Raw genomic sequence first — 1,042 nt, forward strand, 5'->3', positions numbered from 1 at the left:
GGGTGAGGTCGGGGCGGTGGAGGTAGCCGTCGGCGAGTCCGGGGCCGCTGATGTGGAGTTCGCCGGGGGTGCCGGGGGGGACGGGTTCGTTGTGGGGGCCGTGGAGGGTGATGCGGGTGTTGGCGATGGGGTGGCCGATGGGGGGTTGTCCGGGGGTGGGGTGGGTGTGGGGTTCGGTGAGTTCGGCGGTGGTGGCGATGACGGTGGCTTCGGTGGGGCCGTAGGTGTTGAGCAGGCGGATGCGGTTGCCGAAGTGGTGGTGCCAGCGGGTGAGGGCGGTTTGGTGGGCTTGTTCGCCGCCGAGGATGACCAGGCGGAGGGTGTCGGGCCAGGGGATGTGGTCGATGTCGTCGACGAGGTGGTGCCAGTAGGCGGTGGGCAGGTCGAGGACGGTGGTGTGGTGGAGGTGGTCGGTGAGGGTGAGGGGGCCGTCGGGGAGGAGGTCGATGCGGGCGCCGGAGGCGAGGGCGGGGAAGATTTCTTCGATGTGGGTGTCGAAGCTGTGGGAGGCGAATTGGATGATGCGGTCGTGGGGGGTGAGTTGGTAGTGGTGGCGCATGAAGGTGATGCGGGTGGCCAGGGCGGTGTGGCTGACGGTGACGCCTTTGGGGGTGCCGGTGGAGCCTGAGGTGTAGATGACGTAGGCGGCGTCGGTGGTGGTGGTGCCGGGGTGGTGCTGGGGTCCGTCGGGGGTCAGGACGAGGGCGGCGCCGGCGTCGTGGGTCATGTAGTCGAGGCGTTGCTGGGGGTAGTCGGGGTCGAGGGGGAGGTAGGCGCTGGCGGCGTGCCAGGTGGCGAGCATGGCGGTGATGGTGTCGGGGGTGCGGCCCAGGCGGATGCCGATGATGCGGTGGTGGGGGAGGGTGGTGGCCAGTTCGCGGGCGCGGGCGTCGAGTTGGGCGTAGGTGAGGTGGTGGTTGCCGCTGGTGACGGCGATGGCGTCGGGGCGGGTGCGGACCTGTTCGGCGAACTGGTCGAGGAAGGTGGGGGTGTGGGTGAGGGCTGGGCCGTCGAGGGCGGTGGGGTCGGTGGGGGTCAGGAG

1 protein-coding gene is annotated in these 1,042 nt (G+C 70.5%); it reads right to left on the reverse strand.

Features of this window, described 5'->3' with window-relative positions; all coding sequences use genetic code 11:
- Positions 1 to 1,042: AMP-binding protein (locus tag ACH4SE_RS36450; protein WP_398547884.1), on the reverse strand; the 1,042-nt coding region annotated here is incomplete at both ends.

It is taken from the genome of Streptomyces sp. NPDC020983 (genome assembly GCF_044333485.1).
Lineage (GTDB): Bacteria > Actinomycetota > Actinomycetes > Streptomycetales > Streptomycetaceae > Actinacidiphila.